Origin of the sequence: Actinomadura sp. NPDC048032 (assembly GCF_040653175.1) — a bacterium.
Classification (GTDB): Bacteria; Actinomycetota; Actinomycetes; order Streptosporangiales; family Streptosporangiaceae; genus Spirillospora; species Spirillospora verrucosospora.
The window spans coordinates 1-19,845 of the sequence record NZ_JBEZJP010000122.1 but is presented as its reverse complement, the minus strand read 5'-3'; the positions used below and the strand labels follow the sequence as shown (position 1 = coordinate 19,845).

General features: G+C 74.1%; 19 protein-coding genes and 4 tRNA genes. 8 read left to right on the top strand and 15 right to left on the bottom strand.

Annotation, left to right across the window (positions count from 1 at the left end; genetic code table 11):
* Nucleotides 1-80: 80 nt before the first annotated feature.
* Nucleotides 81-890: an SDR family NAD(P)-dependent oxidoreductase gene (locus AB0C69_RS18360; RefSeq protein ID WP_360354803.1), complete on the bottom strand. Its 810-nt coding sequence runs from the start codon at nucleotides 888-890 to the stop codon at nucleotides 81-83.
* 103 nt (nucleotides 891-993) lie between these two features.
* On the opposite strand from AB0C69_RS18360, the gene pnuC reads away from it, so the two are divergent.
* The gene (gene pnuC / locus AB0C69_RS18355) at nucleotides 994-1,641 is read left to right on the top strand and encodes a nicotinamide riboside transporter PnuC (RefSeq protein WP_360354800.1); all 648 of its coding nucleotides are present in this window, start codon (nucleotides 994-996) and stop codon (nucleotides 1,639-1,641) included.
* Nucleotides 1,638-2,747 (top strand): AAA family ATPase, encoded by a 1,110-nt coding sequence (locus AB0C69_RS18350; RefSeq protein ID WP_360354797.1) that lies wholly within the window; start codon nucleotides 1,638-1,640, stop codon nucleotides 2,745-2,747. The genes pnuC and AB0C69_RS18350 overlap by 4 nt, the downstream gene beginning before the upstream one ends.
* Nucleotides 2,748-2,792: 45 nt before the next feature.
* Here AB0C69_RS18350 and AB0C69_RS18345 read toward each other — a convergent pair whose 3' ends face one another.
* From AB0C69_RS18345 to AB0C69_RS18335, 3 genes are all read right to left on the bottom strand, one after another.
* Nucleotides 2,793-3,083, bottom strand: a complete 291-nt coding sequence (locus AB0C69_RS18345) for a hypothetical protein (RefSeq protein WP_345184910.1) — start codon at nucleotides 3,081-3,083, stop codon at nucleotides 2,793-2,795.
* Nucleotides 3,080-3,457, bottom strand: a complete 378-nt coding sequence (locus AB0C69_RS18340) for a hypothetical protein (protein ID WP_360354795.1) — start codon at nucleotides 3,455-3,457, stop codon at nucleotides 3,080-3,082. Before AB0C69_RS18340 ends, AB0C69_RS18345 begins: the two co-directional genes overlap by 4 nt.
* A 117-nt stretch (nucleotides 3,458-3,574) precedes the next feature.
* Nucleotides 3,575-4,759 carry an ROK family transcriptional regulator gene (locus tag AB0C69_RS18335; protein ID WP_360354792.1) on the bottom strand — a complete coding sequence of 395 codons (1,185 nt, stop codon included), beginning with the start codon at nucleotides 4,757-4,759 and terminating at the stop codon, nucleotides 3,575-3,577.
* Between the two features lie 126 nt (nucleotides 4,760-4,885).
* On the opposite strand from AB0C69_RS18335, the gene AB0C69_RS18330 reads away from it, so the two are divergent.
* Complete coding sequence (locus AB0C69_RS18330; protein ID WP_360354789.1) at nucleotides 4,886-6,181, top strand: Gfo/Idh/MocA family oxidoreductase; 1,296 nt, start codon at nucleotides 4,886-4,888, stop codon at nucleotides 6,179-6,181.
* Nucleotides 6,178-7,458, top strand: coding sequence for an ABC transporter substrate-binding protein (locus AB0C69_RS18325; protein ID WP_360354787.1), 1,281 nt, complete (start codon nucleotides 6,178-6,180; stop codon nucleotides 7,456-7,458). Before AB0C69_RS18330 ends, AB0C69_RS18325 begins: the two co-directional genes overlap by 4 nt.
* Here AB0C69_RS18325 and AB0C69_RS18320 read toward each other — a convergent pair.
* A complete protein-coding gene (locus AB0C69_RS18320) occupies nucleotides 7,388-8,386 on the bottom strand; it encodes a helix-turn-helix domain-containing protein (RefSeq protein ID WP_360354785.1) in 999 nt (332 codons plus the stop codon). The two genes, AB0C69_RS18325 and AB0C69_RS18320, sit on opposite strands and share 71 nt — an antisense overlap.
* A 115-nt stretch (nucleotides 8,387-8,501) precedes the next feature.
* Here AB0C69_RS18320 and AB0C69_RS18315 point away from each other — a divergent pair, with 115 nt between their 5' ends.
* Nucleotides 8,502-9,413 carry an NAD-dependent epimerase gene (locus AB0C69_RS18315; RefSeq protein ID WP_360354782.1) on the top strand — a complete coding sequence of 304 codons (912 nt, stop codon included), beginning with the start codon at nucleotides 8,502-8,504 and terminating at the stop codon, nucleotides 9,411-9,413.
* Here AB0C69_RS18315 and AB0C69_RS18310 read toward each other — a convergent pair.
* From AB0C69_RS18310 to AB0C69_RS18285, 6 genes are all read right to left on the bottom strand, one after another.
* Nucleotides 9,400-11,247 (bottom strand): glycoside hydrolase family 3 N-terminal domain-containing protein, encoded by a 1,848-nt coding sequence (locus AB0C69_RS18310; RefSeq protein WP_360354780.1) that lies wholly within the window; start codon nucleotides 11,245-11,247, stop codon nucleotides 9,400-9,402. The genes AB0C69_RS18315 and AB0C69_RS18310 overlap by 14 nt on opposite strands.
* Nucleotides 11,248-11,340: 93 nt before the next feature.
* A tRNA-His gene (locus AB0C69_RS18305) sits at nucleotides 11,341-11,412 on the bottom strand.
* A gap of 2 nt (nucleotides 11,413-11,414) precedes the next feature.
* Nucleotides 11,415-11,487, bottom strand: a tRNA-Arg gene (locus AB0C69_RS18300).
* 11 nt (nucleotides 11,488-11,498) lie between these two features.
* Nucleotides 11,499-11,571: transfer RNA gene (locus AB0C69_RS18295), tRNA-Met, on the bottom strand.
* Between the two features lies 1 nt (nucleotide 11,572).
* Nucleotides 11,573-11,657: transfer RNA gene (locus AB0C69_RS18290), tRNA-Ser, on the bottom strand.
* A gap of 206 nt (nucleotides 11,658-11,863) precedes the next feature.
* Nucleotides 11,864-12,712: an oxidoreductase gene (locus AB0C69_RS18285; protein WP_360354777.1), complete on the bottom strand. Its 849-nt coding sequence runs from the start codon at nucleotides 12,710-12,712 to the stop codon at nucleotides 11,864-11,866.
* Nucleotides 12,713-12,794: 82 nt separating this feature from the next.
* On the opposite strand from AB0C69_RS18285, the gene AB0C69_RS18280 reads away from it, so the two are divergent.
* Entirely contained in the window at nucleotides 12,795-13,703 is a 909-nt protein-coding gene (locus tag AB0C69_RS18280) for a LysR family transcriptional regulator (RefSeq protein WP_360354774.1), read from the top strand.
* Here AB0C69_RS18280 and AB0C69_RS18275 read toward each other — a convergent pair.
* From AB0C69_RS18275 to AB0C69_RS18260, 4 genes are all read right to left on the bottom strand, one after another.
* A complete protein-coding gene (locus AB0C69_RS18275) occupies nucleotides 13,666-13,929 on the bottom strand; it encodes a sigma factor-like helix-turn-helix DNA-binding protein (RefSeq protein ID WP_360354771.1) in 264 nt (87 codons plus the stop codon). The genes AB0C69_RS18280 and AB0C69_RS18275 overlap by 38 nt on opposite strands.
* Before the next feature lie 75 nt (nucleotides 13,930-14,004).
* On the bottom strand, nucleotides 14,005-14,937 hold the full coding sequence (locus tag AB0C69_RS18270; RefSeq protein WP_353835006.1) for an ROK family protein: 933 nt from the start codon (nucleotides 14,935-14,937) through the stop codon (nucleotides 14,005-14,007).
* Complete coding sequence (gene manA / locus AB0C69_RS18265) at nucleotides 14,934-16,061, bottom strand: mannose-6-phosphate isomerase, class I (RefSeq protein WP_353835005.1); 1,128 nt, start codon at nucleotides 16,059-16,061, stop codon at nucleotides 14,934-14,936. The genes AB0C69_RS18270 and manA overlap by 4 nt, the downstream gene beginning before the upstream one ends.
* 367 nt (nucleotides 16,062-16,428) lie before the next feature.
* A complete protein-coding gene (locus AB0C69_RS18260) occupies nucleotides 16,429-17,628 on the bottom strand; it encodes an MFS transporter (RefSeq protein ID WP_360354767.1) in 1,200 nt (399 codons plus the stop codon).
* Between the two features lie 105 nt (nucleotides 17,629-17,733).
* Between AB0C69_RS18260 and AB0C69_RS18255 the strand changes: the two genes are divergently transcribed.
* Nucleotides 17,734-18,213 (top strand): Lrp/AsnC family transcriptional regulator, encoded by a 480-nt coding sequence (locus AB0C69_RS18255; RefSeq protein WP_345184876.1) that lies wholly within the window; start codon nucleotides 17,734-17,736, stop codon nucleotides 18,211-18,213.
* 159 nt (nucleotides 18,214-18,372) lie between these two features.
* On the top strand, nucleotides 18,373-19,845 hold a 1,473-nt coding region (locus AB0C69_RS18250), incomplete at its 3' end, for an AMP-binding protein (RefSeq protein WP_360354764.1).

Here is a 19,845-nt window from a genome sequence, read left to right as displayed (position 1 = left end):
TGCCCCGGGGGGGCGCCCCCCCCCCGGCCCGGGGCCGGGCCGCCGGGGGGGGGGGCCCGCCCCCACCCGCGTTCCGCGGGTCAGAGCATGACGCGGCCGCCGGTGACGTCGAGGGTGAGGCCCGTCAGCCAGGCGGACTGGGACGAGGCCAGGAAGAGCGCGGCGGCCGCCACGTCGCCCGGCTCGCCGAGGCGGGCGAGCGGGTGGGAGGCGGCCACGGCGGCCTGGGTCTCCTCGGGCATGAACCTCGCGGTGCGCTCGGTGCGGATCGTTCCCGGGGCGACGCAGTTGACGCGGACGCCGTCCCGCCCGGCTTCGGCGGCGGCGTGGCGGGTGAGGGCCTGGACGCCCGCCTTGGCGGCCTCGTAGGCGACGGGGGCGCCCCACGGGTTGCCCAGTTCGCGGCCGCCGCCGCCCGGCAGGTTCGTCGGCAGCCGCCCGGCCGAGGACGACATCGTGATGATCGACCCCGCCTTCCGCTCCTGCATGCCGGGCAGGAACGCCTTCAGGGTGAGGAAGGTCGCGGTGAGGTTGCCGTCCAGGACCGACCGCCACTCCTGCTCGGTCATGGCCGCGGTCGGGCCCGGGCGCGCGATGCCGCCGCCCGCGAAGGCGCACAGGACGCCGGCCGGGCCGAGCTCGTCCTCGATCCGCAGGCGCGCGGCCTCGGCGGCGGCCAGGTCGGTGACGTCGGCCGCGACGCCGATCCCGCCGGTCTCCCCGGCCACCCGGTCGAGCGCCGCCCGGTCTCGTCCGAGGACCGCGACCCTGGCGCCCTCGGCGGCGAACGCGCGTGCCGTGGCGGCGCCGATGCCGCGCGAGCCGCCGGTGACGACCGCGACCATGCCGTTGAGCTCGGGATACATCGGTGCCTCCTCGTCGGGTGCCATGCCCCCGATTCTGAGTGAGCGCTCACTCATTTGTCAAGCGAGCGCCGTCTCCCGCCCCTTGATCCACTTGTCGTCCGACTGACGATATGTGATCATTGCGCTCATGCCGGTGAACGTCCCGCTCGGTCCGCTGCTCGACCCCGCCTTCCATCTCGGGTCGGTCCCCACCACGTGGGCGGAGCTGCTCGGCTTCGCGACCGGCGCCGTCAACGTGTGGCTCGTCGTCCGGCAGAACATCCTCAACTGGCCGATCGGCATCGCGAACGTGATCCTGCTCGGCCTGGTGTTCCTGGACGGCGGTCTCTACGCCGACGCCGGCCTCCAGGTCGTCTACGTCGCGCTCCAGCTCTACGGCTGGTGGGTGTGGCTGTACGGCGGGGACGGCCGCGACCGGCTCCCGGTGCGGCGCACGCGGGGCGCGGAGTGGGCCGCCCTGATCGCCGCGGGCGCCGCCGGCACCGCGTTCCTGACCTGGGCGCTGTCGGCATGGACGGACTCCACCGTCCCGTTCTGGGACGCCCTCACCACCGCGCTCTCCCTCATGGCGACCTACGGGCAGTCGCGCAAGCTGCTGGAGTCGTGGTGGCTGTGGATCGCCGCCGACCTCGTCTACATCCCGCTGTACTTCGCCAAGGACCTCAAGCTCACCAGCGCCCTCTACGTCGTGTTCCTGGCGCTGTGCGTGTCCGGGCTGCTGGCGTGGCGCCGCGACCTGCGCGCGCGGCACCTCGCCCCGGCGGTGGCCGCGTGAAGCACGAGCACGGCCTGGTCATCGGCAAGTTCTATCCGCCGCACGCCGGGCACCACCATCTGATCGACACGGCCGCCGCGTCCTGCGCCCGGGTGAGCGTCGTCGTGGCGGCGTCCACGGTGGAGAGCATCCCGCTGGCGCTGCGCACGGCGTGGCTGCGCGAGGCGCACCCGCAGCCGCACGTGGAGATCGTCCCGGTGGTGGACGACGCGGAGATCGACTACGAGTCCGACGAGGCCTGGTCGGCGCACGTCGCGGCGTTCAGGGCGGGCCTGGCGATGCGGTCGGGGCTCGGCGCGTCCGTCCCGCCGGTGGACGCGGTGTTCAGCTCGGAGGCGTACGGGCCGGAACTGGCCGAGCGCTTCTCGGCCGCGCACGTCCCGGTCGACCCGCCGCGCGAGCGCTTCCCGGTGAGCGGCACCGCCGTGCGGGAGGACCCCGCAGCCCACTGGGAGTACCTCTCGCCGCCCGTCCGGGCGTACCTGGCGCGGCGGGTGGTGGTCGTGGGCGCCGAGTCGACCGGCACGACCACGCTGGCCCGCGCGCTCGCGGCCCACTACGCGCGGCGGGGCGGGGTGTGGGAGGCGACCCGGTGGGTGCCGGAGTACGGCCGGACGTTCACCGAGGAGAAGCTGGCCGCCGTCCGGCGGCGGGAGGGCGACCCGTCCCTGCGCCTGGAGGACCTGCAGTGGGAGTCGGCCGAGTTCACCCGGATCGCCGAGCACCACGCGGCCCTGGAGGACGCGGCGGCCCGGTCGGGCTCGCCGCTGCTGGTCTGCGACACCGACGCGTTCGCCACGGTGATCTGGCACGAGCGCTACGTCGGCGCGTCGGCTCCCGAGGTCGAGGCGGTCCACGGGCGGACGCCGCACCACCTGTGGATCGTGACCGATCACACGGGCGTCCCCTTCGAGCAGGACGGCTGGCGCGACGGCGAGCGGATCAGGTCGTGGATGTCGGGGCGCTTCCAGGAGGAACTGGAGAAGCAGGGCCTCCCCCACCTCACCGTGACGGGCCCCCACGAGCGGCGCCTGGCCGCCGCCGTCGAGGCGATCGACGCCCTGCTCGCCGAGGGCTGGCACTTCGACCCCCCGCTCACCCCCTAGCCCCCGCCCACCGAGCCAACCGGCGTCAGGTCAGGCGACGTCGGGTCAGCCGGCCCAGCTGATATCGGTGATGTGGAACTCCTTGATATCGCGGACGACCAGATACTCGATGGACGCGTCGATGTCGTCGAGCGAGACCGCATAAGCGACTCCGGCCTCGTCGAGCGGCTTCCCTGGCGGCGGTAACCCCAGGTCGACCGCGGCACCACCCTGCCAGGCCAGCTCGCAGAGGTACTCGACAAGGCGGTCTTCGATCTGTTTCGGGAGGGAGGAGTGGAGGATCAGGCCCGCCGTCTCAGAGCAGAAGACCGTCCAGCCGCTCTTGCGAGCGGTCACTCGTTTCCGCTGCGAAAGCGGCGTCCGGCCCTGATCTCCTCCAGGGAGATCTTTCTTCCCGCCCTCATCTCCTCGGTCGCCCTCGCGCGACGCTCCTCGCGGTCGGGCACCTGGCTGAACATCGCTTCCGCATGCCATCCCGACAGCAGGTTCGTCAGTTCAGGGCCGAACCTGGCGTCCATGACCTCGCCGAGAAACTGATCCCGCTTCTCCCGGGGCAGGCAGTCGGCGATGCCCTTGATCGTTCTCGGGACGCGGTGGACCTGCCCGGGGAGGAGTGGCTCTACGGGTTGTGCGCTCATGTCGCTCCTGTCCGTTCGCCGTCCCCTCTCCACCAGTACACCGGAGACCTTACCGGGCCCCACCGACAGCACAGAGGGTCATTTCGCGGTACGCAGCGTACTGATCTCCTAAGAACTCAAGGGGTGCGAAAGCGGTTTGTAGGCACAGGTTCGTTTCGGGCGGTTTTATCATTCGCGCCGGTCGGCCATTCACGCCGATGCGGGCGGGCGGGCCCGGGGCTCCTCGCCGGGATCGGACGGGGGCGCGAGACGGAACAGGTCCTCGTCGATCCTGTCGAGGGCGAGGCGGACGGCGCCGAGGGCCACCGACTCGTCCCCGAGTTCGGAGCCCTCGATCCGGACCGGGCTCAGGGACAGCGGGGCGACCCGCTCGCGCAGCGCGGCGACCAGCGGCGCGCCGGCCCCGGCCAGGGGGCCGCCGACCACGATCGTCTCCGGGTCGAGGGCGAGGGCCATCGCCGCGACGCCGCGCGCCATCCGGGCGGCGAGCCGCTCCACCCGGTCCCGCGCCTCGGCGGACCCGCGCCCGGCCGCGTCCAGGACGCGCTCCGCCTCCTCGACGAGGAGGGGGCCGGATCCGGCGTCCGGCACCAGGGAGGCGGCCGTGTCCCGCAGGCCCAGCTCGTCCAGCATGCCGATCTCGCCCGCCGCCCCCCAGCGGCCCCGGTGCAGGCGGCCGCCGATGATCGCGCCCATGCCGGTGTGCAGGGCGGCGTAGACGCAGACGACGTCGTCGGCGTCGCGGGCGGCGCCGCGCCACCGCTCGGCCATGGCGGCGAGGTTGGCGTCGTTCTCGACGAGGACGGGGCAGGAGAACGAGCGGCCCAGCTCGCGCGCCAGGTGGACGCCCTCCCACCCGGGCACGACCGTGCAGGACGTGATCGTCCCGTCGGGGGCGACGACGCCGGGGGTGCCGACCGCGACGGCCCGCAGCGACCGCCGGTCGACGCCCGCCCCGGCCAGGCACGCCCTGACCGCGGCGCGCACCGCCGCGATCCGCTCGCCGGGCTCCGCGCCCCCGGGGAGGCCGGCGCGGTGCCCGCCGACGACCTCGCCGGAGAGGTCGGCGAGCAGCAGCCGCACCCGGTGCGCGTCGACGTCGACGCCGAGGGCGTGCCCGGCCTCCGCGCGGAACCGGTAGCGGCGGGCGGGACGGCCGAGCCCGCCGCCCGGGCGCGGCGCGTCCTCGGCGGCCAGGTCGCGGTCGATCAGCTCGCCCAGCACGCCCTCGGTGGTGGGCCGGGACAGCCCGACGCGCCGGGCCAGCTCCGACAGCGTCGCCTCGCCGCCGTCGCGCAGCGCGCGCAGCGTCGCGGCGGAGTTGAGCCGGCGGAGCACCGAGGGGTCGCCTCCGTGGAGAGAGTGGTGCGGCACGGGTACCCCTTGACAGCGTTCGGCGGACGGACGACATTATGGCCAGACTACTTATGAAAGCACCTTGCGTAAGTCGGCCCCCGGTTCCCCGGGCGGCGCGGACGGCCAGGTCGGAAGGGCGCGGCGATGCAGCGGACGGGGCCGACGATCGCGGTGGCCGGAGCGGGGCTGCGCGGCCGCGCTTACGCGGCCCGGATCCGGGCGGCCGGGATCGGCCGGATCGTCGCGGTCGCCGAGCCCGACCCCGCGCGGCGCGCCCGGTTCGCGGCCGAGCACGGCCTCGCGCCGGATCAGGTCTTCCCCGGCTGGCGGGAGATGGCCGCCGGGGGCCGCCCCGCCGACGGAGTGATCATCGCGACGCAGGACGCCGAGCACGCCGAGCCCGCGATCCGGTTCGCCGGCCTCGGCTGCCACATCCTGCTGGAGAAGCCCATGGCGACGTCCGAGGCGGACGCGCTGCGCATCGTCGACGCCGTCGAGCGCGCCGGGGTGATGCTCGCCGTCTGCCACGTGATGCGCTACAGCCGGTACACCCGCGCGTTCAGGAGGCTGATCGAGGACGGCCGGATCGGCGCCCCGGTCAGCGTCCAGCACCTCGAACCGGTCGGCTGGTGGCACCACGCCCATTCCTACGTGCGCGGCAACTGGCGGCGGGCGGACGAGTCCGGGCCGATGCTGATGACGAAGTCGTGCCACGACCTCGACTGGCTGATCCACGTGATGGGCGAGGTCCCCGCGCGGGTGTCCTCGTTCGGGCGGCTGTCGCACTTCCGCCCGCGGGAGCGGCCGCCCGGCGCCGCCGACCGCTGCGTCGACTGCACCGTGGAGCCCCGCTGCCCCTACTCCGCGACCCGGCTGTACCTGGCGTGCCTCGGCGATCCCGCCCGCGAGAGGTGGCCGCTCGGCGCGGTCACCGACGACCGCACCGAGGCGGGCGTCCTGCGGGCGCTGCGCGAGGGCCCGTACGGGCGCTGCGTCTACGCCTGCGACAACGACGTGGTCGACCACCAGGTCGTGAACATGGAGTTCCCGTCCGGCGCGACCGGCGTGTTCACCATGACCGCGTTCGCGGCGGCCGCCCCGCGCCAGACGCGCGTCTTCGGGACGTCCGGCTCCCTGGAGGGCGACGGCCTCCGCATCACGGTCCGCGACTTCGTCACCGGCGAGAGCGAGACCGTCGAGCCCGGCGCCGCCCCTCCCGGCGGCGCGTCCGACGGACGGCACGACGATGACGACGACGCGCTGGCCGACGCGTTCGTCGCCGCGCTGGCGGCGGGCGACCCCGCCCCGCTCAGCACCGGTCCCCGGGAGAGCCTCGCCTCGCACCGCGTCGTGTGGGCGGCCGAACGGGCCCGGCTGGACGGCGCCGTCATCGAACTCGACCCGCGGTCGTCCCCGGCGAAAGGCGCGGTGAGCCCATGACCACCAGACTCCTGCCGGCCGTCGCCGCGGCGCTGTCCCTGGCCCTCGCGGCGGCCGCGTGCGGCGGCTCGTCCGGCGGGTCGTCGCCCGCGCGCAACGACGGCCGGGGGCCCATCACGGTCGCCACCGGCAAGGACCTCACCGGGACCGTGCAGCGGCTCGTCGCCGCGTGGAACGACGGCCGCCCGAAGGAGAGGGTCCGGCTCGTCGAGCTGCCCGAGGACGGCGACCAGGCGCGGCAGCAGCTCGTCCAGAACATGCGGATCGAGTCGGACGCCTACGACGTCGTCCGGCTGGACGCGGTGTGGACGGCGGAGTTCGCCGCGCGCCGCTGGATCCTGCCGCTGCCGGACGGGCTGGTCGACGCCTCCTCGTTCGTCCCGGCGGCCCTGGAGACCGGGAAGTACCGCGGCAGGCTGTACGCGGCGCCGTGGCTGACCGGGACCGGCGTCCTCTACTACCGCGAGGACCTCCTCGCCGAGGCCAGGGTGAAGGGTCCGCCGAAGACGTGGGCCGAGCTGCGCGACGCCTGCGCGAAGGTCCGCCGGACGCCCGGGGGCAGGGGCGTCGACTGCTACGCGGGCCAGTACGGGAAGTACGAGGGGCTCACGGTCAACTACTCCGAGGCCGTCCAGTCCGCGGGCGGAGAGGTCTTCGACTCGTCGGGCAGGCCGCGGGTGGACACCCCGCAGGCCAAGGCCGGGCTGAGGTTCCTCGTGGACGCTTTCCGGAACGGCACCGTCCCGCGGAAGGCCATCACCTTCAAGGAGGAGGAGGGCCGCCGCGCGTTCCAGGAGGGGCATCTCGTCTTCCACCGCAACTGGGCCTACGTCTACGCCCTCGCGGCCGGGAAGGACGGCTCGGAGGTGGCCGGGAAGTTCGGCGTCGCGCCGATCCCGGGAGAGGACGGGCCGGGCTCGGGGACGCTCGGCGGCAACAACCTGGCCGTGTCGGCGTTCTCCAGGCACCAGGCCACCGCCCGCGACTTCGTCGCCCACATCGTCAGCCCGGCCGTCCAGAGGGAGTACGGCAGGGCCCAGTCCTTCCCGCTGTCCCTCGCCGCCCTCTACGGCGACCCCGAAATGATCAAGCGGTACCCGTACCTGCCGGTGCTGAGGCAGGGCATGGACAAGGCGCGGCCTCGCCCGGTCGTCGTCCGCTACAGCGAGGTCAGCGCCGCCGTCCAGGAGCACGTCACCGCGGCGCTCACCGGGAAGAAGCCGGCAGACCAGGCGTCCGAGGACCTCCAGAGGGCACTGGCCGCGCTCGCCGACTAGCGGAGCGGTAGGCGCTCGGGGTCACGCCGAGCCTGCGGACGAAGTGCAGGCGCAGGGAGTCGGCGCTGCCGAGGCCGCAGCGGCGGGCGACCTGCTCCATCGGGAGCGCGGTGCCCTCCAGCAGCTCGCGGGCCCGGTCGATCCGCTGGTGCAGCAGCCACTGCAACGGGCTGTGGCCCGTCTCCGCGTGGAACCGGCGCGTCAGCGTGCGGGTGCTGACGCGCGCGTGCCGGGCCAGGTCGGCGAGGGTGAGCGGCTCCCCCAGGCGCCGCACGGCCCAGGCGCGGGTCTCGGCGAGCGACACGTCCGGTCCGGCGGGCAGCGGGTCTTCGAGGCGCTGGACCTGGCCGGCGGGACGCGGGGGCGCCGCGACCGTCAGCCGCGCCGCCCCGGCCGCCACCGCGGCGCCGTGGTCCTCGCGGATCAGGTGCAGGCACAGCTCGATCCCGGCGGCGGCCCCGGCCGAGGTCAGCACGGTTCCGTCCGTGACGTACAGGACGTCGGGGACGACCTTCGCGGCGGGGAAGCGGCGGGCCAGGTCGCCGGTGAGGCCCCAGTGCGTCGTGGCGCGGCGCCCGTCCAGCAGGCCCGCCTCGCCGAGCACGAAGGCCCCCGTGCAGATGGCCGCGACGCGTTTCCCCGTGCCCTCCGCGGCGCGCAGGGCGTCCAGGACGGGCCGCTCGATGCCGGTGCGGCCCCCGCTGCCCACCACGATGACGCTGTCCGCGCCGCGCACGGCGTCCAGCCCGTGCGGGGCGACGACGTCCAGGCCGCCGACGGTCTCCAGCGGACGCCCCGGCTCGGCGGCGCAGAGCAGCAGCTCGTAGGCGGGACCGCCATCCGCCTCGGCGGCGCCCAGCACCATCTCCGGGATCGTCACATCGAAGCTCATCACCGGCGGGACGACGACGACCGCGACCCTGTGCATCTGGCCAGAACCTCCGGACGATTGGCGATCGGGCCCCTGCCGCCCGAGGGCGGCGGACCGCAGAGTGGAGCGTGCGACGGCCGGATGCCCGGCCGCTACCTCACTGGAGTGAATCATGCCGTTTCATGTCGTCGTCGGCAGGGGAGCCACCGCCACCGCCACCGCTCTCCTCCTCGCCGACGCGGGCGACCGCGTCCGGATGGTGTCCCGCAGCGGAGCGGGGCCGGAGCACCCGCTCATCGAGCGGCTCGCGCTGGACGCCACCGACACCGGCGCGCTCAGCCGGCTCGCCGAGGGCGCCGCGACCGTGTTCAACGCGGCGGCGCCCGCCTACCACACGTGGCCGGACCTGCTGCCCGCGCTGTTCGGCTCGATCCTGACCGCCGCCGAACGGTCCGGCGCGGGGTACGTCATGCTGGGCAACCTCTACGGATACGGGCCGGTGGACGGCCCGGTCACCGAGGAGCGCCCGCTGGAGGCGACCGGGTCCAAGGGGCGGGTGCGCGCCGAGATGTGGCTTCGGGCCAAGGAGGCGCACGACGCCGGTCGGGTGCGGGCCGCGGAGGTGCGCGCCGGCCAGTTCATCGGCGCCGGGGCCTACTCCGTCTTCACGCTCATGGTGCAGCCGAAGGTGCTCGCCGGACGCCCGGCGCTCGTCCCGGCGGAGCTCGACGTCCCGCACGCCTACTCGGCGATCGGCGACACCGCCCGCGCGCTCGTCGCCGTCGCCCGCGACGCGCGCGGATGGGGCCGGCCGTGGCACGCCCCGACGATCACCGCGTCGGTGCGCGAGGTCGCCGGACGCCTCGCCGCGCTCGCCGGCGTCCCCGAACCGCGCCTGGACACCATGACGGACCGCGAACTGACCCTGCTGAGCCTCACGGACCCGTTCTGGGAGGAGATGTGGGAGACGCAGCACATGTCGCACCGGCCGTTCACCGCCGACTCCTCAGCGATCGAGGAGACGTTCGGGGTCGCCGCGTCCCCGCTGGACGACGTCCTGAAGGAGGCGCTCACTCGTACGTGAGGCCGTAGCCGAAGGGGAACAGGGGCTTCTTGCCGTCGCCCCTGTTGATGGGCTGCTGGGAGGCCGCTCGCATCCACGTCACGGGAAGCCTGCCGGTGGGTGCGGCGGCCCCGTACAGGACGTCGGCGACGCCCGCCCCCTCGCTGCCCGGCAGCCACGCCTCGACGAGCGCGCTCCACTTCGGCAGCTGCGCGGCGATGTCCAGCGGACGTCCCGACACCAGCACCACGACCACCGGGACGCCGGACGCCCGCAGCCGGTCGATCGTCTTCAGGTCGGCGTCGTCGAGGCCCATGCCGCCGGTGAGGTCGCCGTGGTACTCGGCGTACGGCTTCTCGCCGACGACCGCGATCGCCGCGTCGTAGGACCTGTCGATGCCCGTCCCGTCCCTGCTGTAGGCGACGGTCGCGGACGGGTCCGCCGCCCTGCGGATGCCCTGCAGGATCGTCGTGCCCTTCGTGACCGGGCCCGGCGCGCCCTGCCAGGTGATCGTCCAGCCGCCCGACTGCATGCCGATGTCGTCGGCGCTGCGGCCCGCGACGAAGACCTTGTCGTCGTCGTCCAGGGGCAGGACCCCGCCGGCGTTCTTCAGCAGCACCTGCGACCGGGCGACCGCGCGCCGGGCGAGCGCGCGGTGCGCGGCGCTCCCCACCGTCCTCAGGTACGAGCGGTCGGCCAGCGGCCGCTCGAACAGGCCCAGCTCGAACTTCTTCGTCAGGATGCGGCGGTTCGCGTCGTCGACGCGCGACATCGGGACGGCGCCGTCCTTCACCGCGTCCCGCAGGTGGTCGATGAACCGGCGCCACTCGGCCGGCACCATGACCATGTCGATCCCGGCGTTGACCGCGGCGGCGACCTCCTCCTTGGTGAACCCCCGCTTCCCGTCGATCTCGTCGATGCCGTTGTAGTCGGAGACGACGAAGCCCGTGAAGCCCAGCTCGCGCTTGAGGACATCGCTGATCAGGTACTTGTTCCGGTGCATCTTCAGCCCGTTCCACGAGCTGTAGGAGACCATCACCGAGCCGACGCCGCGCTTCACGGCCTCGCGGAACGGCGGCAGGTGGACCGCGCGGAGCTCCTTCTCCGAGATCCGGGTGTCGCCGCGGTCGTCGCCGCCCTCGGTGCCGCCGTCCCCGAGGTAGTGCTTCGCCGTGGCCAGGACGGACGCGGGGCCGCCCAGCCGGTCCCCCTGGAGCCCCTCGACGAGCGTCGTCATCATCGCGGGCAGCTCGGGCACCTCGCCGAACGACTCGTACGTCCGGCCCCAGCGGTCGTCGCGGACCACGCACACGCAGGGCGCGAAGTCCCAGTCCGCGCCCGTCCCCGTCATCTCCTCCGCGGTCGCCGCGCCGATCCGGCGGACGAGGGCCGGGTCGCGGGCCGCGCCGAGCCCGATGTCGTGCGGGAAGATCGTCGCCCCGGCCACGTTGTTGTGGCCGTGCACCGCGTCGACGCCGTACATCATCGGGACGCGCAGCGGCGCGGCGAGCGCGGCCCGCTGGAGGCCGTCGGTCATGTCCGCCCAGCTCCGCGGCGTGTTCGGGCTGGGCGACGACCCTCCGCTGGACAGCACCGACCCGATCCGGTAGCGGGTGACCTCCTCCGGCGTCACGTAGCGCCGCTCCGGCTGCGTCATCTGGCCGAGCTTGTCGGCCAGGCTCATCCGGTCGAGCAGGTCGTCGACGCGGTCCTCCACCGAGAGCCGCGGGTCGAGGTAGGGCGCGGGGCCCGAGGCCGCCCGGGCGGGACCGCCGTGGACGGTCAGCGCCAGCACGGCGAGCAGGCTCAGGCCGACGACGCGGGTCCGCAACGCCCGCGGGGAGGAACAGTACATGCGGAAGGTTTTTCCAGGTTCGATCAAACGCAACGCAACCGGATACCAGCACCTGAGCAATATCTGCCGGTCACGGTCGGACAAAATGCATAGGGCTCTCGGTCGGGATCGAACCGACACTTCCAGGACCACAACCTGGTGTGCAGACCACTACACCACGAAAGCCGTATCTCCGGCAGGAATCGAACCTGCGGCCTCCGGGTCCGCAACCCGGCGCGCTCTCCACTGCGCCACGGAGACGTGTTCTTGCGTGCTGAGCGCAGGAATCGAACCTGCCTGCTGCGGTTTATGAGACCGCCGGACGCACCAGCGTCCCTGCTCAGCGCGGAGGGTGCGAGATTCGAACTCGCGCAGGGGTGACCCTGACGACGGCTTAGCAAGCCGCTGCCTTTCCGCTCGGCCAACCCTCCGGAAACGAAAAAGACCGCCCGTGGTCTTCGGGCGGTCGGCGTCAGGACGTGCGGGTCACGTCCGTCGGCGGCTCCCGAGACCGGAATGGCTGCTGCGCATTCGACGTCGCATCGCGGCTCCCCTTCCCGGTCCCGTCTTTCCGGCTTTCTCCCCTACGACGTCCATGGTGCCGGGGCGGTTCCGCCCCGGCAACCCATTTATCGGTTCATTCCTCGAAATCGGTGCCCCGGGAGATCGGCTCCCAGGCCGCGAACTCCTTCCGCGCTCCGGCGAGGGCGGCGTCCACGGCGTCCGCGGCGTCGTTGCCCAGCAGCAGCCTGAGCGGCGTGTCGTCGGCGTCGAGCGCCTTCAGGATCGCCGCGGCGGCCTTGGCCGGATCGCCCGGCTGCCTGCCGTCGCTGCCCGGCAGGTTCGCCCGGACCGGGCCGACGCTGCCCGCGTACTCCGGCATCGCGGCCGTCTGGTGAAGGCCGCCGCCGGCGAACGACGTCCGGAACGCCCCCGGCTCGACCACCAGAACCTTGATCCCGAACGGCGCGACCTCCTGCGCCAGCGCCTCCGACAGGCCCTCCAGAGCGAACTTGGTCGCCGAGTAGGCGCCCACGCCGGGGAAGGAGAACCGGCCGCCCATGCTCGACATCTGCACGACGGCGCCGCTCCCCTGCCGGCGCATGTGCGGCAGCACCGCCCGGACCAGCGCCGCCGGACCGAAGAAGTGCAGGTCCATCAGCTCGCGCAGCTCGCGGTCGGTGGTCTCCTCCACGGCGCCGACGACACCGCGCCCGGCGTTGTTGACCAGCACGTCGATCCGCCCGTGCCACAGCACCGCGTCCGCGACCACGTCCGCGACCCTCGCCTGGTCGGTGACGTCCAGCTCGACCGCGGCGACCCGCCCCGGGTGGCGCGCCACGAGATCGTCCAGCGTCTCGGGCCGCCGCGCCGCCGCGACCACCGTGTCCCCGGCCGCCAGCGCCGCCTCGGCGATCGCCCTTCCGAAGCCCGAGTTCGCCCCGGTGATCAGCCAGACCCGTCCATTGTCAGAAATGTTCGTCATGACCATAGTTATCGCAGCTCAGCGGCCCCGCCGTCCAAGACAGAAGTTCTCCCGTCCGATAAAGAGCGTTTATGATGCCCGGATGGAGCTGCGCCAGCTGCGCTACCTCGCCGCGATCGCGGACGCGGGCAACCTCGGCCGGGCCGCCGAGGCCCTCTACGTCAGCCAGCCCGCGCTCTCCTACGCCCTGCGCAGGCTCGAAGCCGAGCTCGGCGTCCGGTTGTTCGACCGGCACGCGGGCGGCGTGACCCCCACCCCGGCCGGCCGCGACGTGATCGCCGAGGCGCGCCGCACCGTCCGGCAGGCCGACCGCGTCGCCGCCGTCGCCGAGCGGCACCGGCGCGGGCAGACCGGCGTCCTGCGCGTCGGGTTCGAGGCCAGCGGCGCCGGCGAGCTGACGACCCGGGCCCGCGCCGAGTTCGCCCGCGCCCACCCCGGCGTCCGCGTCGAGCCCAAGCGCTTCGACTGGGGCGGCGAGACCGCGGCGCTCCGCGCCGGGCAGGTGGACGTGGCGTTCGTGTGGCTCCCCGCCGACCTGGGCGGCCTGCACTCCGAGACCGTCCACACCGAGCCCCGCGTCGTGGGCCTTCCCGCGGGCCATCCGCTCGCCTCCGCCGAGGGCGTCTCCATCATGGACGTCAAGGACGAGCCCCTCATGTGGACCGAGCGCGCCCCCCGCGAGTGGGTGGACTGGTGGGCGGTCAACCCCCGCCCTGACGGCTCCGCCCCGCGCTGGGGGCCCACCAACGACAACGTCGAGGAGATGCTCGAACAGGTCGCCGAGGGCACGGCCATCTGCTTCGCGCCGTCCAGCATGGCGCTGTACTACACGCGTCCTGGACTGTCCTGGGTGCCGCTCACGGACGTGGAGCCGCTGCGCGTCGCGCTCGCCTGGGCGGACGGAGGCCCGCTCATCGAGGCGTTCGCCGCCATCGTCCGCAGCCTCGCGGGCGTCACGCGAACGTCCGCGGCGTTTCCACGGCCGCGCTGAGCGCCCGGAGCGCGTGGTAGACGCGGACCTTGACCACGTCGACCGGCACCCCCAGCGAGGCGGCGGCCTCGTTGACCGACCGGTCCCGGAAGACCGTCTCGGTGAGGATCTCGCGGTGCGCGGGCGGCAGCCCCTGGAAGGCCCGGGCGACCACCGCGGGGCGCATCCGCTCCCCCGGCTGACCGGGGGCGAACGAACCGGTGTCTTTGCCCATTCGCAGTGCCACACCACGAACCTCGCACCGTTCCCCAGCCCCGCCGCCCTCCTTATGGCGTCTTTAAGGAAGCGTTGAGGGTCTGGTTCAGGGGGTGGGGCGCAGGGGTTCGCCGGAGGCGAGGAGGGCGAGGGCGGCGGCGCCGTAGAGACCGGCGTCGCGCTCCAGGGTCGTGGAGGACACGCGCAGGTCGCGCAGGTGCGGCATGCCGGCGCGGGCGGTGATCGCGGCGCGCAGCGGATCGAGGAGCAGGTCGCCCGCGGCCGCGACGCCCCCGCCGATGACGACGTCGCGGACGTCGAGGACGGAGGCGGTGTTGAGGATCGCGGTGGCGAGGGCGCCGGCGGCGCGCCGGAAGGCCGCGAGCGGGACCGGGGCGCCGGCGCGGGCGGCGGCGGCGAGGGCGCGGGCGTCGGGGCGGCCCGTCGCGGGGGCGAGCGTCCAGCCCTGGGCGAGCGCCCAGCGGACCATGCCGAGGCCCCCGGCGACCGTCTCCAGGCAGCCGCGGGCGCCGCAGACGCACGCCTCGCCGTCGAGGTCGACGACGACGTGGCCGATATGGCCCGCGTTGCCGGTGCGTCCCGTCCAGGGGCGGCCGTCCATGACGAGGCCGCCGCCGACGCCGGACGACACCACGACGCCGAGCAGGGACCCGCAGTCGTGGCCGCCGCGCCACCACTCGCCGAGCGCCATGCACTGGGCGTCGCCCGCGAGGGTGACGGGGACGCCGGGGACGAGGCGCTGGACGGCCGCGACGAGCCGGTAGCCGCGCCAGCGGGGGATGTTGCTCGGGCTGACGGTGCCGGCGGCCGCGTCGATCGGGCCGGCCGAGCCGATGCCGACGCCCGTCAGGGAGCGGCGCGTCCGGCCGTCCCCGGCGAAGTCGGCGACGAGGCCGCGCAGGGTGGCGGTGGGCGCCTGGCCGACGGGGTGCTCGGCGCGGTCGAGGAGCCTGCCGGCGGCGTCGACGCGGGCGACGGCGAACTTGGTGCCGCCGATGTCGAGGGCGAGGACGGTCATGACCCGATCCCCGGGAGCACGCGGTAGAGCGTGCCGTGTCCGGTGAGGCGGGTCGCGGGGGCGCCGGCGGGGACGAAGGCGGCCTCGCCCCGGGCGAGCGTCAGGGCCGGCTCCGCGGTGAGGCGGGCCTCGCCCTCCAGGCAGAGGAGCGTCTGCGGGAGGCCGGCGGGCAGGTCCTCGGGGACGCCCGCGAGGTCGTGGCGGACGAGGGTGAACTCCTCGGCCGTCGTGCGGTACCGGTGGTCGGCCGTGGGCTCGACGCGGTGCGGCCGGGACGGGGCGAACTCGACGACGCGCATCAGCTCGGGGACGTCGATGTGCTTGGCGGTGAGACCGCAGCGCACGACGTTGTCGGAGTTGGCCATGACCTCGATCGCGAGGCCGCCCAGGTAGGAGTGGGGCACCCCGGCGCCGAGGAAGAGGGCCTGGCCGGGCTTGAGCTCGACGTGGTCGAGCAGGAGGGCGGCGAGGACTCCCGGGTCGCCGGGGTGGGCGCGGGCGATGTCGGCGTAGACGCCCGTCAGGGCCGGCTCGACCGCGGCCTGGAGGGGCCGGGAGCGCTCGTCCAGCATCTGGGTGAGGACGGTCCGGAGCGCATCGGCGGGCGGCTCGGCGCGGAGCGTCTTGATCCACGCGTCCAGTTCGGGGACCTTCAGGTCTTCGAGGAGCGCGGCGGTCTCGGCCGGGTCGCGGAAGCCGCACAGGCCGTGGAACTCGGTGAGGGCGCAGACCATCTCGGGCTTGTGGAAAGGGTCCTTGTAGGTGCGGGCGGCGTCGTCGACGGGGATGCCCTGCGCCTCCTCACGGGCGAAGCCGGCCTCGGCCTGCGCCGTGGTCGGGTGCACCTGCAGCGACAGCGGCTTCTCGACGGCCAGCACCTTGAGCAGGTAGGGCAGCGTGGGCCCGAACCGCTCCACGCTCGGCGCGCCGAGCATCCCGATGGGGTCGCGGTCGATGAGGACGTCGAGGGGCGTCCCGTCCACGCGGGAGGGGGCGGCCGGGTGTGCGCCCGCCCACAGCTCGGCCTGCGGGCGCCCCGTCGGCTCGACGCCGAGCAGCTCGGCCAGGGCGGTCCGCGATCCCCAGTCGTAGGGACGGATCGCGGTGGTCAGCGGCAATGGCACCAACCTGCGCGATCTCCTTGCTCGGGGCACCGTGACCGGACGACGGCGCGCGTGAGGGACAGCGTACAAGCGTCGGAGGGGAAGGCGAACGCGACTCGGCGGGGCGCGCCGCGACGTCGTCCGGCCCCGGTTCGGGGGTTCGCCGGAGCTCGGGGTGAACCCGGAGGGCCCTGTCAGCGAACTGATAAGCGGGCACGGCATGCGAACTGCCGAGCCCTTAGGATGAACTCCCAGGGGGTGGTGGACTTGGGCAAGCACAACAAACCGGCGACGCGGTCGTGCCCCGGTTGCAACGGCACCGGCACCAGCACCGCCACCCACGAGCGGTGCAACGTCTGCCGCGGCACCGGCCGCATCTGACCCCGGGTCACGTCCGTCCGATCTCCTGCCCGGCCTGCCCGGCCTGCCCGGCCCCGGGCGCGCGGCGGCGGGCCTGCCCGGCCGCGACGGCGACGGCCCCGACGCACGACGCCCAGGCCAGGACGGCGTACCCGCCCGCCGACAGCACCGCCGTGGACAGCAGGCTCGCGGCCGCGGCGACCGTCCAGACGGCCGCGTCGACGGCTCCCTCGACGTGCGGGCGTTCCGCCTCGGGCAGGTCGCGGGCGAGGCGTGCGCTGCCGCCGACGAAGCACAGGTTCCAGCCGTACCCGAGCAGGAAGAGCGCCGTGACGCGTCCCGGCGACCCGGTCGCGACCGCCGCGAGCGCCGTGGAGAGGGCGAGCACGGCGAGACCCGCGAGGATCACCGGGTGCGCGCCGTACCGGTCGGTCATCCGCCCCGTGAGCGGTGACAGGGCGAACATCCCGAGGGTGTGCGCGGACAGCGTCATGCCGACCGTCCCGAGGCCGTCGCCGTGCATGTGCATGTCCAGAGGCGCCGCCGTCATGACGGCCACCATCACGACCTGCGCCGTGACCATCACCGCCAGCGCGGAGCGGGCGGCCGGCGTACGGGCGAGGCGGCGCAGCGGCGGCGGCGAGCCCTGGGCCCCCGCCCTTCCGCCGGGTCCGCCGGTCGCGGCGGCGGCGGCGACCGCGCAGGTCAGGACGGCCAGCAGGAACGGGCCGGTGAACGCGGGCAGGCCGGCGTCCGCGGCGGCCTCGCCGGACGGGTCGAGCAGCAGCGGCCCGCCGACCGCGCCGGCGGCCGCGCACCCCACCACGAGCCCGATGGCGAAGCCGCGCCGTCCCGCCGGGTGCAGGTCCGCCGCCGCGTACCGGGAGAGCTGGGCCCCCGCGTTGCCGAGCCCGAGCAGCAGCATCCCGAGGCACAGCCCCGCGACGTCGCCCTTCGCGACCGCGAGGGCGGCCAGGCAGGCGCCCGCCGCCGCGGCGGCGTAGCCGAGGACGAAGGCGCGGCGCCGGCTCGCCCGCACGAGCCGGGTCAGCGCCAGGGCGCCGGCGCCCGTCCCGACGATGCCGGCGGTGTTCGGCACGCCTCCCCACGCGGCGCCGAGCCGGTCCGCGGCGACCAGGGTCGCGGTCGCGCTCGCCACCGCCATGGACGCGTTCATCAGGGCGACGCCCGAGCAGAGGGCGGCCATCGGACGGGATCGTGTCTCCATGCCTTAACGCTAGAAAGGCCATTTACCGGAAGGAATGGATGATCCCTGGCCTTCAGCTCTTTCGGCCTATAGATTGCAAAGCGATTCCCCGAAGGGACTTTCCACATGGACCAGACGGACTGGCGGATCCTCGCCGAGCTGCAGCGGGACGGCCGCCTGTCGTTCAACCGGCTCGCGGCCCTGGTGAACCTGTCGTCCCCGGCGGTCGCCGAGCGGGTGCGGCGCCTTGAGGAGGCCGGTGTCATCACCGGTTACCAGGCGCGCGTCGATCCGGCCAGGGTCGGCCAGCCGCTGACGGCCTTCGTGCAGATGCGGTGCGCCCTCGGCCGCTGCCTGCTCAAGACGTCCGCCGCCGAGGACCTGCCCGAGGTCACCGAGGTCCACAAGCTGAGCGGCGGCTGGTGCTCGATGCTGAAGGTGCGGGTGGCGTCGATGCAGCACCTGGAGGGGCTCCTGGAACGCCTCGGGGAGCACGGGGAGATGAACTCGCACATCGTCCTGTCGACCGCCTACGAGGGCCGCGCGGTGGAGCCGCCCGCCCCCGGCGCCCGTACCGTCACCCGCTCGGAGGGCTGGACGCGCTGAACCGGCGCGCCCGGCGGCCCGCGGGTTCGCGTTTCTTCGCCCGGCGCGACGGTGCCGGAGATGATTCAATCGGGCGTTATGTGGCACTCGTCACTGCGCTCCTCGCCCTGGCACCAGTGGTATCAGCCCGGGGTCCCCCGGGAGGTCGACATCCCGGACGTGCCCGTCACGCGCCTGCTCGACGACGCCGCGGACCGGTTCCCCCGCAACCACGCGCTGATCTTCTTCGGCCGGCGGATCTGCTACCGGGACCTGCGCGAGGCCGTGGACCGGTTCGCCGACGGCCTGCACCGGCTGGGAGTGCAGCCCGGCGACCGGGTGGCGCTGATCCTCCCGAACTGCCCGCAGCAGGTCATCGCGTTCTTCGGCGTGCTGCGCAGGGGCGCGATCGCGGTCCAGCACAACCCCCTCTACACCGAGGAGGAGATGCTCAGGCAGCTCGCCGACTGCGGCGCGCGCGTCGCCGTGGTGCTGGATCGTTCCTACGAGACGGTGAAGGCCGTGCGGTCCCGGGCGGGTCTGGAACACGTCATCGTGACGTCCCTGGCCGACTTCCTCCCGGCCACCAGGCGGCTCGCCCTGCGGCTCCCGCTCGTGCAGATGCAGCGGCGGCGCGCGGCCATCACCGCCGACGTGCCGCGGGAACCCGGCGTCGTCCCGTTCAAGGAGTTGCAGAGGCCGCCCGCGCGGCGCGTCCGGCAACTGCCCATGGACCCGTCGAGGCATCTGGCCGCCATCCAGTACACCGGCGGGACGGAGGGGCGGCCCAAGGGCGCGATGCTGACGCACCGCAACCTCGTCGCGAACGCCTGCCAGCAGCACGCGTGGGACCTCGACGGGCGTCCCGGCGAGGACGTGACGCTGGCGGTGCTTCCGCTGTTCCACTCGTTCGGGCTGATGAGCTGCCTCGTCGCGCCCGTCATGACCGCCGGGGCGGTGGTGCTGCTCCCCCGCTACGACGGCGACCGCGTGGTCCGCGCGATACGCAGGTACCGGCCGACGATCTTCCCCGGGGTGTCGACGCTGTACGAGCAGGTGCTCGACAGCCCGCGGTTCCGGCCGGACGACCTGCGCTCCCTGCGCATCTTCATCTCCGGGGCGATGGGGCTGTCGCAGAGCACGATCGACCGGCTCGCCGAGGTCGGGGCCAAGGGCCTGATCAACTGCTACGGGCTGACCGAGGCGTCCCCGGCCGTCACCGCGAACCCGCTGGGCGGCGGGGCGCGCAACCTCACCGTCGGGCTGCCGCTGCCCATGACCGACGCCGTCATCGTCGACCAGGACGAGCCGACGAAGGTCCTGCCGCCGGGCGGGACGGGAGAGGTCGTCGTGCGCGGGCCGCAGGTGTTCGCGGGCTACTGGAACGCGCCGCTCGCCACCGCGCAGACCCTGTCGAAGGGCTGGCTCCGCACGGGTGACATAGGCGTGATGGACGAGAAGGGCTTCATCACCATCGTGGACCGCCAGCGGGACATGATCAAGGTGAGCGGCTTCACCGTGTCCCCATCCGAGGTGGAGAAGGTGCTGCGCCGCCATTCCGCCGTGCACGACTGCGCCGTGGTCGGCGTGCCGGACGCCCGGCGGGGCGAGCGCATCATCGCCCACGTGGTGGAACACCCCGCCTACCCGTTC

What these genes read in the sequence shown, in the direction of transcription:
- AB0C69_RS18320 (WP_360354785.1), bottom strand. Translation starts at nt 8,386, where the DNA reads ATGCACAGGGTCGCGGTCGTCGTCGTCCCGCCGGTGATGAGCTTCGAT.
- AB0C69_RS18315 (WP_360354782.1), top strand. Translation starts at nt 8,502, where the DNA reads ATGCCGTTTCATGTCGTCGTCGGCAGGGGAGCCACCGCCACCGCCACC.
- pnuC (WP_360354800.1), top strand. Translation starts at nt 994, where the DNA reads ATGCCGGTGAACGTCCCGCTCGGTCCGCTGCTCGACCCCGCCTTCCAT.
- AB0C69_RS18360 (WP_360354803.1), bottom strand. Translation starts at nt 890, where the DNA reads ATGGCACCCGACGAGGAGGCACCGATGTATCCCGAGCTCAACGGCATG.
- AB0C69_RS18255 (WP_345184876.1), top strand. Translation starts at nt 17,734, where the DNA reads ATGGACCAGACGGACTGGCGGATCCTCGCCGAGCTGCAGCGGGACGGC.
- AB0C69_RS18330 (WP_360354789.1), top strand. Translation starts at nt 4,886, where the DNA reads ATGCAGCGGACGGGGCCGACGATCGCGGTGGCCGGAGCGGGGCTGCGC.
- AB0C69_RS18280 (WP_360354774.1), top strand. Translation starts at nt 12,795, where the DNA reads ATGGAGCTGCGCCAGCTGCGCTACCTCGCCGCGATCGCGGACGCGGGC.
- AB0C69_RS18260 (WP_360354767.1), bottom strand. Translation starts at nt 17,628, where the DNA reads ATGGAGACACGATCCCGTCCGATGGCCGCCCTCTGCTCGGGCGTCGCC.
- AB0C69_RS18310 (WP_360354780.1), bottom strand. Translation starts at nt 11,247, where the DNA reads ATGTACTGTTCCTCCCCGCGGGCGTTGCGGACCCGCGTCGTCGGCCTG.
- AB0C69_RS18270 (WP_353835006.1), bottom strand. Translation starts at nt 14,937, where the DNA reads ATGACCGTCCTCGCCCTCGACATCGGCGGCACCAAGTTCGCCGTCGCC.
- AB0C69_RS18285 (WP_360354777.1), bottom strand. Translation starts at nt 12,712, where the DNA reads ATGACGAACATTTCTGACAATGGACGGGTCTGGCTGATCACCGGGGCG.
- AB0C69_RS18325 (WP_360354787.1), top strand. Translation starts at nt 6,178, where the DNA reads ATGACCACCAGACTCCTGCCGGCCGTCGCCGCGGCGCTGTCCCTGGCC.